The sequence below is a fragment of the Stenotrophomonas sp. JAI102 genome, assembly GCF_013409105.1.
GTDB classification, from domain to species: Bacteria; Pseudomonadota; Gammaproteobacteria; order Xanthomonadales; family Xanthomonadaceae; genus Stenotrophomonas; species Stenotrophomonas maltophilia_AA.
Genome location: NZ_JACCCI010000002.1, coordinates 362945 through 375175, shown reverse-complemented (window position 1 = coordinate 375175; position 12231 = coordinate 362945). Strand labels below are relative to the sequence as shown.

At 67.5% G+C, this 12231-nt stretch carries 11 protein-coding genes; 6 read left to right on the top strand and 5 right to left on the bottom strand.

All coding sequences use genetic code 11. The features are described from left to right. Positions 1-11: 11 nt before the first annotated feature. Positions 12-719: a response regulator transcription factor gene (locus HDC96_RS10290; protein ID WP_179459909.1), complete on the bottom strand. Its 708-nt coding sequence runs from the start codon at positions 717-719 to the stop codon at positions 12-14. Positions 720-822: 103 nt separating this feature from the next. On the opposite strand from HDC96_RS10290, the gene HDC96_RS10285 reads away from it, so the two are divergent. Then, positions 823-1752, top strand: a complete 930-nt coding sequence (locus tag HDC96_RS10285; protein WP_179460385.1) for a pepsin/retropepsin-like aspartic protease family protein — start codon at positions 823-825, stop codon at positions 1750-1752. A gap of 15 nt (positions 1753-1767) precedes the next feature. On the opposite strand, the gene HDC96_RS10280 is transcribed toward HDC96_RS10285, so the two are convergent. Continuing rightward, on the bottom strand, positions 1768-2817 hold the full coding sequence (locus tag HDC96_RS10280; protein WP_179459908.1) for an LLM class oxidoreductase: 1050 nt from the start codon (positions 2815-2817) through the stop codon (positions 1768-1770). A gap of 16 nt (positions 2818-2833) precedes the next feature. Beyond that, complete coding sequence (locus HDC96_RS10275; RefSeq protein ID WP_343203009.1) at positions 2834-3469, bottom strand: glutathione S-transferase family protein; 636 nt, start codon at positions 3467-3469, stop codon at positions 2834-2836. A 173-nt stretch (positions 3470-3642) separates the two neighbouring features. Between HDC96_RS10275 and HDC96_RS10270 the strand changes: the two genes are divergently transcribed. Then, on the top strand, positions 3643-4542 hold the full coding sequence (locus tag HDC96_RS10270) for a LysR substrate-binding domain-containing protein (protein WP_179459906.1): 900 nt from the start codon (positions 3643-3645) through the stop codon (positions 4540-4542). 201 nt (positions 4543-4743) lie between these two features. Here HDC96_RS10270 and groL read toward each other — a convergent pair whose 3' ends face one another. Both groL and HDC96_RS10260 read right to left on the bottom strand, forming a co-directional pair. Continuing rightward, a complete protein-coding gene (gene groL, locus HDC96_RS10265; RefSeq protein ID WP_176988040.1) occupies positions 4744-6393 on the bottom strand; it encodes a chaperonin GroEL in 1650 nt (549 codons plus the stop codon). A 91-nt stretch (positions 6394-6484) separates the two neighbouring features. Next, positions 6485-6772: a co-chaperone GroES gene (locus HDC96_RS10260; protein ID WP_019183551.1), complete on the bottom strand. Its 288-nt coding sequence runs from the start codon at positions 6770-6772 to the stop codon at positions 6485-6487. A gap of 293 nt (positions 6773-7065) precedes the next feature. On the opposite strand from HDC96_RS10260, the gene HDC96_RS10255 reads away from it, so the two are divergent. The 4 genes from HDC96_RS10255 to HDC96_RS10240 all read left to right on the top strand — a co-directional run bounded on the left by HDC96_RS10255 (position 7066) and on the right by HDC96_RS10240 (position 12179). Next, entirely contained in the window at positions 7066-8850 is a 1785-nt protein-coding gene (locus tag HDC96_RS10255; protein ID WP_179459905.1) for an endonuclease, read from the top strand. A 73-nt stretch (positions 8851-8923) separates the two neighbouring features. Further along, on the top strand, positions 8924-9262 hold the full coding sequence (gene cutA, locus HDC96_RS10250; RefSeq protein ID WP_179459904.1) for a divalent-cation tolerance protein CutA: 339 nt from the start codon (positions 8924-8926) through the stop codon (positions 9260-9262). Then, the gene (locus HDC96_RS10245) at positions 9262-11622 is read left to right on the top strand and encodes a protein-disulfide reductase DsbD (protein WP_179459903.1); all 2361 of its coding nucleotides are present in this window, start codon (positions 9262-9264) and stop codon (positions 11620-11622) included. The genes cutA and HDC96_RS10245 overlap by 1 nt, the downstream gene beginning before the upstream one ends. After that, positions 11619-12179 (top strand): TlpA disulfide reductase family protein, encoded by a 561-nt coding sequence (locus HDC96_RS10240; RefSeq protein WP_179459902.1) that lies wholly within the window; start codon positions 11619-11621, stop codon positions 12177-12179. The genes HDC96_RS10245 and HDC96_RS10240 overlap by 4 nt, the downstream gene beginning before the upstream one ends. Positions 12180-12231 lie beyond the last annotated feature (52 nt).

The window sequence follows — 12231 nt, the reverse complement described above, 5'->3', positions numbered from 1 at the left end:
CCAGTGCCGGGTCACAGCGCTTCCACCGTCGCATCGAACCGGTAGCCCTCGCCGCGCAGCGTCTGCACGAGTGCGTCACCGCCAGCCGCTGCATGGGCCAACTTGCGGCGCAGGCGGCTGATCGCCAGATCCACCGCGCGATCGACACTGTCGTGCGCATCGCCGCGCGTGAGCTGCATCAACCGTTCGCGATCAAGCACTCGGCCGGGTCGCTCGGCCAAGGCCTGCAGCAAGGCGAACTCGCCCCGGCTCAGCACCACCTCGGCGCCATCGGGTGCGAGCAGGCGGCGTTGCTCCGGCACCAGCCGCCAACCGGCAAAACGCAGTTCGGCAACAGCCTGCCCCCGCAGCTTCTCCTGCCTGCGCAGCAGCGCGCGGACGCGCGCGATGAGTTCGCGCGGGTCGAACGGCTTGGCAAGGTAGTCGTCAGCGCCCATTTCCAGGCCGATGACGCGGTCGGGCGTGGCCCCCATCGCCGACAGCATCAGGATCGGAATCGCACGTGCCTGCAGCCGCCTGCAGACCGACAGACCGTCCTCACCGGGCATCATCCAATCGAGGATGATCGCGTCGGGCCGATGGACCTGCAGCAGGCGGTCGAGCGCTACCGCATCGGCGGCCACGCGCACACGGAAGCCATGCCGCTCCAGGCACTCGGCGAGTGCATCACGGATGCTGGTGTCATCGTCGACCACGACGATCTCGGGGCTGCTGTTCATGCGGGCAGTATCGGGCAGGTCTGTATCCGCACGGTATCAACGCGGACATTCCCGCGATACGGCGGCGAGGATCAATAGCCGCTCCTCCCTACGGCGTTCTCCCATGCATCCTGCCCTGCTCCCATTGCTTGCCGCCACGATCGGGGTGCCGGCCCCAGCACCCGAACATGTCCTGCCGATGTGGATGCAGGCCATGCATCCCAGCGTCGCCGTGCGTCTGGATGGCCAGGCCGAGCCGTTGCGCTTCGTGGTCGACAGCGCAGCAGGGGCCACCCTGGTGGACAGCCGCATCGCCCGTCGTTACGGCCTGGACAATACCGACGACGCGACCACCGGGCAGATCCGCGGCGCATCTTCCAGCAGCGCCACGGCGAACCGCATGCGGCAGACCGACTGGGCGATTGGCACGGTGAAGCTGAAGATCGTCGGCATGCACGCGGACCTGTCGCGCCTTTCCAATCCCGACAAGGCGATCACCGTCGATGGCATCCTCGGCAATGACCTTACGCGCCGCTGGGACACCCGGTGGGATTTCGCTGCGAGTGAGCTGCAGTTGTGGACGGCGGGGCAGCTTGATGATGGGCCTCATTGCCAGGCCAACGCACTGCCTTCGCGACGACGTGGTCTGGAAGGCTTCGGCTTCATCACCACACAGTTGGGCGACACGGGTATCGATGCCATCGCGGTGGTGGATACCGGCGCAGCGCAGACGGTGCTCAATGCCGCCGCCGCACGCGCGTTGGGGCTGCGTACCGATGGCAGCGATCCCCGGGTCACACCTCGCGAAAAGGGCACGGAAGGCCTGGGTGGACAGCCTCAACCAAGCAGGCTGTATACCCTGCCTGCATTGCGCAGCGGCACGTGGCAGCACCCCGCGTTCGAAGTACGGATCAGTGCGCTGCCGGTGTTCAAGGCGATCGGGTTGGAAGACGAGCCGGCGCTGATCCTGGGCGCCGATGCGATGCTCGACAGCCAAGTGGACATCAGTGCAGGCGCAGCGCGCATTTGCCTTCAGCGTCCAACTGAAAAGTGAGACACCCTCACTTCACTACCACCGGACACCCACAGGTACGGGTCCGTCATGCGAGGGGAACAGCGGCAGCACGTACTCGGCCAGCTCCTGCAGCACCTCGGCCGCCGGACGCTGTGAGAACTGGATGCCCAGCGCAGCATGGTTGACGCCGGCGCGCTGCCATTCGCCCAGCAGATCAATCAACCCGTTGCGCCCCGTCTTCAACGTGTAGCCGCCATTGATCGGCGTGCGAGGATGGTTCGGGTCCTCGACCAGATCCAGCCACTCGTTGGTGACGTGCGGGCGGAAGCCACCGTCGGGAATCAGACGGCGCCACGCCCGGATCTTGTCGGCCAGGCGCTGCGGCCCGCCTTCGTGGTGGGTCGCCTCGGGATAGGTGAGCCAGCCATCGGCGTGCTGCCCCACCCAGTCCAAGGTCTGCCGCGAGGTGCCGGTCACCAGCAGCGGGATCGCAGCGGCCACCGGCTTCGGCAACAGCTCCACACCCTGCAGCGCGCCCAGTGGCGAATCGATATGCAGCGGACCGGTCTGCATCAACTGCCTGACGTACGCCACCGAGTCGGCGAAGCGCTGGCCGCGGTCGGCGTGCTCCAGACCGTACGCCGGGAACTCCACCGGGCGGTCGCCGGAAGCGATGCCCAGCACCAGCCGCCCACCGGACAGCTGGTCGATGGTGGTGGCCGACTTGGCCAGATCGATCGGGTGCCGCAGCGGGAAGATCGCGCTGCCCGTGGCCAGCGCCAGTCGCTCCGTACGTGCGGCCAGGAAGGCCAGATAGGTAAACGGATCGAACACCTGGCCGGCGTCGCCGAACAGGGGATCGAACAGCGGTACGTCACGTACCCAGGTCGCGGCGAAGCCGTCGCGGTCCAGCTGTGCCACCAGATCGGCCTGGCCGGCCAGCACCTGCATGTCGCCCTGGTAGAAGCGCAACGGCAGGAACACGCCCAGCGTCAGTGCGCCTTCGCGGAACATGCGCTGGTAGCCGGCATGCCCGGCGAAGGCAGGTGCGGAGGCACCGGTCAGCGGCGCCTGTGTGGCAGTGATTTCGGTCAACAGGTTCATCGTGGTCGTTCCTGGATCAGGGGCCGGTGGCCGGTTCGGGGAGCTGCACGCCACGCTGCACCGCGGGCCGCTGCGACATCCGCGCGTGCCACGCGCTCAGGTGGGGGTATGCGCTGAAGTCGACGCCGATGAGCTGTGCGATGTGGGTCCATCCGTAGCCGGCGATATCGGCGATGGAATACTCCTCGCCTACAAGCCAGGTGCGGCCTGTGAGGCGCTGGTCCAGCGTGGCGAAGAACTCCGCGCTCAAGCGCCGATAACGTTCGATGGCAGGCGCATATCGCTCCTCGGCGAAGATCTCGGCGTGCACGCGCTGGCCCAGGATGGGACCGACGCTGGCGGCATGGAACATCAACCAGGTGATCGCTTCCCAGCGCGCGCGGGGCGCCTGGGGCAACAGTCGTCCGCTCTGCTCGGCCAGGTAGAGCAGGATGGCGGCGGATTCGAACACCGTGATATCCGTTGCCTCGTCGACCAGCACCGGAATGCGGCCGTGCGGATGCAGCCGAAGGAAATCGGGATGGCGGTGCTCACCGGCGTCGATGCGCACGTGATGCAGTACGTAAGGGATGCCGAGTTCTTCCAGCGCGATGGTGATCTTGAAGCCGTTGGGCGAGCTGTCGGTGTACAGGTGCAGCGAAGCGGGGGACACAGCGGTCTCCTTGGCGGGCGATGGATGACGGGAGAAAGGTGGTCGCGGCATCGGGGCTCTGCCGATGCAGCTGGACTAAACACGACCGGTTCAACATGATCACGATGCTACGCACGCCAACACGTGCTGTAGAACGATTTATCCTGCGCACTCAAGAGAGAAAATCTAAGGTCATGGGCGCCGTTCTTCCCCTGCTCGCACTCCGCGCTTTCGTCGAAACCGGACGGCATGGCAGCCTCAAGGCCGCCGCCGCGGTCATGGGCGTGACCCCGGGCGCGATCAGCCAGCAGCTCAAACTGCTGCAGGCGCGCACCGGCGTTGAGCTGTTCACCCGCACGCGGCAGGGCATCGCACTCACACCGGCCGGCGCACAGGTGCACCCTGCCCTGCTGCGTGCGTTCGATCAGATCCAGGACAGCATGGCGATGCTGGATGCCATCCACGCGCGGCAGACACTGACGATCAGCACCGTGCCCAGCTTTGCCGCCTCCTGGCTGGTGCCGCGGCTGGGGCGCTTCACGGCACGGCACCCGGCGATCGAAGTCCGCGTGGAGGCGTCGTCGGCGCTGGCGGATCTGCGTCGCGACCGCATCGACATCGCGATCCGCCACGGTCTCGGCGAGTATCCCGGCCTGATCTCGCGCCCGCTCGCGGCGCCGGTGCTGTTGCCGGTGGCCTGCCCGGCATTGCTTGCCGATGGCCCACCGATCCGGTCGGCCGCGGACTGCCTGCAGTACCCGCTGCTGCAGGACTCGGACCGCAGCGACTGGTCGCTGTGGTTCAGCGCGCTCGGCCTGCCGCCCGATCCACGCATCGAGCGTGGTCCGGCCTTCGATGATGACGTGCTGCTGATCCGCGCCGCGGAAGCGGGCCAGGGGATCGCGCTGGTGCGTGACCTGTATGTGGAATCCGAAGTGGCCAGCGGGCGGCTGGCGGTCGTGCTGGATCACCCGTGGCCGACGCGGTTTGCGTACTACGCTGTCACCCTGCCCGGGGCCGAAGAGAATCCGGCCATCGCGGCGTTCCTGCGCTGGCTGCAGGAGGAAGTCGAGGCGGCGACCAGCGCGCTGTGAGCCCGTGATGCACGCACAAAAAAACCCCGCCTTCCGGCGGGGTTTTTTGTTGTAGCGCGGTGTGGCGGTACCGACCAACGGTATGCCCTCCCTTCGGGCGGGCACCCTTCGGGCCGTCGCAAGCGACGTTAGCAACGGCATTCGCCGTTACTTGCGGTACCTACCGGACCGATGCGTGCCGACCGAAGGCCGGCCTCTACATCAGAAGTCCATGCCGCCCATGCCACCCATGCCGCCCATGCCGCCGCCAGCTGCGCCAGCGCCGTCATCCTTCTTCGGGGCGTCGGCAACCATGGCTTCGGTGGTGATCATCAGGCCAGCGATCGAGGCAGCGTTCTGCAGCGCCGAACGGGTCACCTTGGTCGGGTCCAGGATGCCGAATTCCAGCATGTCGCCGAATTCGCCGGTGGCCGCGTTGTAGCCGAAGCTGCCGGTGCCTTCCTTGACCTTGTTGACGATCACGGACGGCTCTTCGCCGGCGTTGGCCACGATTTCGCGCAGCGGGGCTTCCATTGCGCGCAGGGCGATCTGGATGCCGTGGTTCTGGTCTTCGTTGGCACCCTTCAGGCCGCTCAGCGCGGTGACCGCACGGACCAGCGCAACGCCGCCGCCCGGGACCACGCCTTCTTCAACGGCTGCACGGGTAGCGTGCAGGGCGTCGTCGACGCGATCCTTCTTTTCCTTCATTTCGATTTCGGTCGAGGCGCCGACCTTGATCACGGCAACGCCGCCGGCCAGCTTGGCCACGCGTTCCTGCAGCTTCTCGCGGTCGTAATCCGACGAGGTGTCTTCGATCTGGGTCTTGATCTGGGTGACACGCGCTTCGATGTTGGCCTTCTCGCCGGCGCCATCGATGATCGTGGTGTTTTCCTTGGAGACCTGCACCTTCTTGGCGCGGCCCAGGTCCTTGATCGTCGCCTTTTCCAGCGACAGACCGATTTCCTCGGAGATCACGGTGCCGCCGGTCAGCACGGCCATGTCTTCCAGCATCGCCTTGCGACGATCGCCGAAGCCCGGAGCCTTGACGGCCACGACCTTCACGATGCCACGGATGGTGTTGACCACCAGGGTCGCCAGCGCTTCGCCTTCGATGTCTTCGGCGATGATCAGCAGCGGCTTGCCGGCCTTGGCGACGCCTTCCAGCACGGGCAGCAGGTCGCGCACGTTGGAGATCTTCTTGTCGTGCAGCAGCACGTACGGATCGTCCAGGTCAGCGGTCTGCGACTGCTGGTTGTTGATGAAGTACGGGGACAGGTAGCCACGGTCGAACTGCATGCCTTCGACGACGTCCAGCTCGTTGTCCAGGCCCGAGCCTTCTTCAACGGTGATGACGCCTTCCTTGGTCACGCGGCGCATCGCTTCGGCGATGATGTTGCCGATCGACTCGTCCGAGTTGGCCGAGATCGTGCCGACCTGGGCGATCGCCTTGTCGTCAGCGGTCGGCTTGGAGATGTTCTTCAGCTCGGCGACGGCGGCGATGACCGCCTTGTCGATACCGCGCTTGAGGTCCATCGGGTTCATGCCGGCCGCGACGGCCTTGGCGCCTTCGCGGATCAGGGCCTGGGCCAGCACGGTGGCGGTGGTGGTGCCGTCGCCGGCGTCATCGTTGGTGCGCGACGCGACTTCCTTCACCATCTGCGCGCCCATGTTCTCGAACTTGTCAGCCAGTTCGATTTCCTTGGCGACGGAGACGCCGTCCTTGGTGATGGTCGGCGCGCCGAAGCTCTTTTCGAGCACGACGTTGCGGCCCTTCGGGCCCAGGGTGGCCTTGACGGCATTGGCGAGAACGTTGACGCCGCGCACCATGCGGGCGCGGGCATCTTCACCGAAACGAATATCTTTGGCAGCCATTGCGATTACCTTTTTATGTAGAGCCGGGCCATGCCCGGCTGCTTGAACGGGAGGAAGTGCGGAAGCGCCGGCACGGGGCCGGCCGCATCACTCAGCCGACGATGGCGAGGATGTCGTCTTCGCGCAGGACCTTGAACTCGACGCCTTCGGACTTGTAGCTGCTGCCGGCGTACTGGCCGTAGATGACCTTGTCACCGACCTTCAGCGACGGCGCGCGCACGCTGCCGTTGTCCAGGGGCTTGCCCGGGCCGACGGCCACGACTTCACCCTTGGTGGACTTTTCCTTGGCGGAATCCGGAATCACGATGCCGCCGGACGAGATTTCGTCGGCTTCGATCGGCTTGACTACGACGCGGTCATGAAGCGGCTTGATGCTCATGTGAGACCCTTTTAAGTTGTTGATTGGTCTAGGAAAGTCTGGCGATGTTAGCACTCGCACAGGGCGACTGCCAGCCACGCTCACGAAAAAACCCGACGGTGCGGGACAGAGCAGAGATGGTGCTGGCCCCACCCCTTTCAAGGGCTGCCGGTCGGATTTTTTTGCTGGGCCACCCCTGGATGTGAATGTTTGACGCAGTTCTCAATGCGAAAGGTCGAACACGACAGTCCAATCGATGTGTCATCTGGATTGCGTAGTTTCGAGCGGCACTGACCAATCACAAGGAGCCGTAGATGAGGTTGCTGACGCCGCTATCCCTGGCCTGCCTGCTGGCGCTGGCCACCAGCCCCGCTCGGGCCGATGTATTCATCAATGAACTGCATTACGACGACAGCACCCCCGCCGGGGACGTCGGCGAGGCGATCGAGGTGGTCGCCACCGCCGGTGAAGACCTGTCCGGCTATCGGCTCTACCTCTACAACGGCAGCACCCCCTCTGCCGCCGCGGTCTACGCCAACAACGCGGTTCCGCCCGGTACCGCCAGCTGCGGCAGCGCCCGGCTGGCCACGGTCAGCTACCCGACCAACGGGATCCAGAACGGTCCCAACGACGGCATCGCCCTGGTCGACGCCAGTGGCAAGGTGGTCCAGTTCCTCAGCTACGAGGGCACCATCACCGCCGCCGGGGGGCCCGCCGCGGGCCTGACCAGCCAGAACATCCCGGTCAGCGAGACCAACGGCACTGCGCCGGGGACCTCGCTGCAGCTGACCGGTGCCGGCAGCCAGTACGCGCATTTCACCTGGACCGCCTCGGCCGCGCAGACCTTCGGCGCCTGCAACAACGGGCAGACCTTCAGTGGCGGCGGCCCGACCGGCCCGAACACGGCGCCCTCGGTCACCGCCACCACCCCCGAGCAGGGCGCCAGCACCTTCCCGGCCGCCGCCGACCTCAGCGTCACCTTCAGTGAGCCGGTCACGCTCTCCAGCGGCGCCTTCGCGCTGAGCTGCGGCCAGTCCGGCACGGTGGCGCTGAGCCACCCGACCACCGGCACCCGCTTCACGCTGGCCACGAATACCGCGCTGGTCGCCGGTGAAGCCTGCCGCTTCGACATCCGCGCCACCCGCGTGAAGGATGCCCAGGGCGCCCGCCCGGCCGCCGATACACGCATCGCCTTCACCGTGGCCACAGCCACTACACCCGATCCGGGCAATCCCGGCACGCCCGGCGAGTACTACGCCAGGGTCAACACGTCCACCCCGAGCCAGCTGCGCTGCTCGCTGCACGAAACCATCAAGGGCCACACCGCCTATCCGTACAGCGGCTCGGGCACCAGCACCTGGACCATCCTGGAGATCGCCGACGAAGATCCCAACAACAGCGGCAAGATCCTCGATGCCTACCGCAACCGCAGCTACACCAAGGTCAGCGGCCGCGCGGGCACCGGCAGCGGGCTGACCTACAACCGCGAGCACACCTGGCCGAACTCGCTGGGCTTTGCCAGCACCACCGGCGACAAGGGCCTGCCGTACGCGCCCTATACCGACACCCACATGCTGTATCTGACCGATGCGCAGTGGAATGCGGACCGCGGCAACAAGCCCTTTGCCAAATGCGACAGCAACTGCGGTGAACGCGCGACCGAAGCCAACAACGGGTTCGGCGGCGGCAGCGGCGGCTATCCCGGCACGTCCAACTGGGTGCGCACGCCGGATGGCAATGGCGGCTCGTTCGAAGTGTGGGGCCACCGCAAGGGCGATATGGCGCGTGCGGTGATGTACATGGCGATCCGCTATGAAGGTGGTAAAGATGCCAAAACCGGGCAGTCCGAGCCGGACCTGGAGCTGACCGACGACCGCAGCAGGATCGTCAAGACCTCGGCCTCGCCGGCCTACATGGGCCTGCTCTCGACCCTGATCGACTGGCACCTGTCCGACCCGCCGGACGCGGCAGAACGCGCCCGCAACGAGGTCATCTTCAGCTTCCAGGGCAACCGCAATCCGTTCATCGACCACCCGGAGTGGGCCACCCCGGTGCTGTTCACCTCGGCCCAGCCGGCCACCTGCCAGCTGGCCAACTGAGCCCGGCCGACCGGCGCCCCCCTCGCGGCGCCGGTCGGACCATTGGCCTCCCACGGTCCTATACTCGGCGGTCATGTCGACTGCCGATCCCGTCTTCCTGCTGTTCACCACCTGCCCCGACGTGGCCTGCGCCGCGCGGCTGGCACACGCGCTGGTGGACGAACGCCTGGCGGCCTGCGTCACGCGCCTGGACGGGGCGCACTCGACCTACCGCTGGCAGGGCGAGGTCACCGAGGACCATGAGGTCCAACTGCTGATCAAGACCACCGGCAGCCGCCTGGAGGCCGCGATCGCGCGCGTGCAGGCCCTGCATCCGTATGAACTCCCCGAGTGCATCGCGGTCGAAACCCGCGCCGGCCTGCCGGCGTACCTGGATTGGATTCGGGCCCAGACCCGTGAGGAAAGTGATTGATGACGCTGTTTCGTCGTGTTGCCGCGCTGTGCGCGTTGCTTGTGCTCTCCCTGCCGGCCTGGGCGGTCAGCGAAAAGGACCTGCTCCCGGTCGATGAGGCTTTCGGGCTCACCGCACAGGCGCGTGATCGCGACCGGGTGGAGATCAGCTGGAAGATCGCGCCGGGCTATTACCTGTATCGCCACCGCACCACGGTCAAGGCCGCTGCCGGCTTCGATGCCCAGGCGCTGCAGCTGCCCGCCGGCAAGAAGCACCACGATGATTTCTTCGGCGAGGTGGAGACCTACCGCGAACGCCTGACCGGCGTGCTGCCGGGCAAGGCCGCCGACGGCACCGACACCGTCACGCTGGAAGTGCGCTACCAGGGCTGCGCCGATGCGGGCGTGTGCTACCCGCCGCAGAAGCGCACGCTGCAGGTGAAGCTGCCGGCCGGCGGCAGCGCCGCGGCCAGCACCACGCCGGCCGCCGCCGGCGCTGCCGCCTCCCCGTTCAACAACCCGCTGGCCGGCAACACCGGCAGCGGGCTGCGCCTGCCGGGCACCAGCAACACCCAGGCGTTGCCGCTGCCGTCCGAGCGTGCGTTCGGCTTCGATGCGATCGTCGGCGATGGCAATACCGTGCTGCTGCGCTTCACCCCCGCGCCGGGTTACTACCTGTATCGCGACCGCACCTCGCTGGCGCTGGAAGGCGCCCCGGGCATCCGCGCGGACAAGCCAAAGTGGCCGGCTGCCCAATCCCACCGCGATGAACATTTCGGCGATGTGGCGGTGTATTTCGATCAGATCGACGTGCCGCTGCCGCTGCGCCGCAGCAACGCTGGTGCCTCCGATGCCACCCTGGTGATCACCTTCCAGGGCTGCCAGACCGACGGCATCTGCTACCCGCCGATGACGCGCCGGGTAAAGCTGGCGCTGCCGGCAGGCACGATCAACGCCAAGGCCGATGACGTCGCGCAGAAGACCGAGGTCATCGCACCGCTGCCCACGCGTGACAAGCGTGCCCTGGCCCGCGGCGACGTCGGCAGCCAGCCGATGCTGATCCGCCCGAACGAACCTGCCCTGGCCGTGCCGGGCGACACCGCCGCCACGCCCGATGCGAGCGCTGACAACGCCCAGCGCACGCCGCCGCCGGTCGCCCCGGCGGCCGCACCGGGCAACCTGCTGGTGCTGCTGCTGTTCGCCGTGGCCGGTGGCCTGATCCTCAACCTGATGCCGTGCGTGCTGCCGATCCTGTCGCTGAAGGTGCTGGGCGTGGCGCAGAGTGGCGAGAGCCGCCAGCGCGCGCGCAGCCATGCGCTCTGGTACACCGCCGGCGTGCTGGTCGCCTTCGCCGCCATCGGTGCGCTGGTGATCGCGCTGCGTGCGGCTGGCCAGGCCGCAGGCTGGGGCTTCCAGCTGCAGCACCCGTGGTTCATCGCCGCGCTGGTCTACCTGATGTTCGCCGTCGGCCTGAGCCTGTCGGGCGTGTTCACCCTCGGTGGCAGCATGGGCGGTGTCGGCCAGTCGCTGGCCTCGCGCAGCGGCCCGGTCGGTGATTTCTTCACCGGCGTGCTCGCCTGCGTGGTCGCCAGCCCGTGCGTGGCCCCGTTCATGGGCCCTGCGCTGGCGTATGCCTTCGCCGCCCCGGGCCTGCAGGCGATGCTGGTGTTCCTGGCACTCGGCCTGGGCCTGGCGCTGCCGTTCCTGCTGATCGGATTCGTGCCCTCGCTGGCCCGTCGCCTGCCGCGGCCGGGCGCGTGGATGGAGACCCTCAAGCTGGTGCTGGCCTTCCCGATGTACGGCACCGCGATCTGGCTGCTGTGGGTGCTGGGCAAGCAGCGCGGCGTGGATGCGATGGCGCTGGTGCTGGGCGGCCTGGTGATCCTGTCGCTGGCGCTGTGGTGGTTCGAGCGCAGCCGCTGGCGCAGCCAGCGCGTGGCCGGCCTGCTGGCCACGCTGCTGATCCTCGGCGCGCTGTATCCGATCTGGGGCGTGACCCGCCTGGATCCACCGGCCAAGGCCGCACAACCGGCCAGCGACAACGTGGTCGAGTACTCGCCGCAGATGCTTGATCGCCTGCGCCAGGACAACCGCGTGGTGTTCGTCAACATGACCGCCGACTGGTGCGTGACCTGCAAGGCCAACGAACGCGCCGTGCTCGGCACCAACGCCTTCCGCGACACCCTGCGCCGGACCAACGCGGTCTACATGCGCGGCGACTACACCAATGTCGACCCGCAGATCACCGCGTTCCTGGATGAACACAAGGCCGTCGGCGTGCCGCTGTACGTGGTCTACGGCCCCGGCGCACCGCCGACCGTGCTGCCGACCGTGCTGACCCAGGCGCTGGTGGAAGAAGCCCTGCTGCGGACCGCGCGATGAGGACGCGGCCACCACGCCGGATGGTCGTGGTGGTCGTGATCGCCGCCGTGCTCGGTATCGGCGCCGGCGTGTGGCTCCCGGGACGGGAAACCGGTCCGGCCTCCGCCCCGCCACCGCCGCGCCCGGTGGTGGCTCCGGCCCGGCCCGGCGACCCACTGCCGGCGATCACCCTGCCGGACCTCCACGGACAATCGGTGGATCTGGCCCGCTTCCGCGGGCGGCCGCTGCTGATCAACGTCTGGGCCAGCTGGTGCGGCCCGTGCGTGGAAGAAATGCCCGCGCTGACCGCGTTTGCCGCCGGCCAGGGCGCCGGCGGGGTGCAGGTGCTCGGGCTGGCGCTGGATACGCCCGAGGGCGTGCGCGATTTTCTGACCCGTATTCCGGTCACCTACCCGATCGTGCTCGAGACGCCCGGGCCGGCCGATGCCAGCGTGCGGCTGGGCAACGCGCAGGGCCTGCTGCCGTACTCGGTGCTGATCGATGCGCAGGGACGGATCGTGAAACAGAAGCTGGGGCCGTTCGCGGCCGGCGAGATCGAGGCCTGGGCGAGGCACTGACGGCAGCGCGGGGACGATCCACAGTCCCCGCGTGCACGTTTCTTTGCTGTCG

Coding starts and splice junctions, on each gene's coding strand:
- HDC96_RS10260 (WP_019183551.1), bottom strand. CDS start 6,772: ATGAGCATCAAGCCGCTTCATGACCGCGTCGTAGTCAAGCCGATCGAA.
- cutA (WP_179459904.1), top strand. CDS start 8,924: ATGTCGACTGCCGATCCCGTCTTCCTGCTGTTCACCACCTGCCCCGAC.
- HDC96_RS10240 (WP_179459902.1), top strand. CDS start 11,619: ATGAGGACGCGGCCACCACGCCGGATGGTCGTGGTGGTCGTGATCGCC.
- HDC96_RS10245 (WP_179459903.1), top strand. CDS start 9,262: ATGACGCTGTTTCGTCGTGTTGCCGCGCTGTGCGCGTTGCTTGTGCTC.
- groL (WP_176988040.1), bottom strand. CDS start 6,393: ATGGCTGCCAAAGATATTCGTTTCGGTGAAGATGCCCGCGCCCGCATG.
- HDC96_RS10290 (WP_179459909.1), bottom strand. CDS start 719: ATGAACAGCAGCCCCGAGATCGTCGTGGTCGACGATGACACCAGCATC.
- HDC96_RS10285 (WP_179460385.1), top strand. CDS start 823: ATGCATCCTGCCCTGCTCCCATTGCTTGCCGCCACGATCGGGGTGCCG.
- HDC96_RS10270 (WP_179459906.1), top strand. CDS start 3,643: ATGGGCGCCGTTCTTCCCCTGCTCGCACTCCGCGCTTTCGTCGAAACC.
- HDC96_RS10255 (WP_179459905.1), top strand. CDS start 7,066: ATGAGGTTGCTGACGCCGCTATCCCTGGCCTGCCTGCTGGCGCTGGCC.
- HDC96_RS10280 (WP_179459908.1), bottom strand. CDS start 2,817: ATGAACCTGTTGACCGAAATCACTGCCACACAGGCGCCGCTGACCGGT.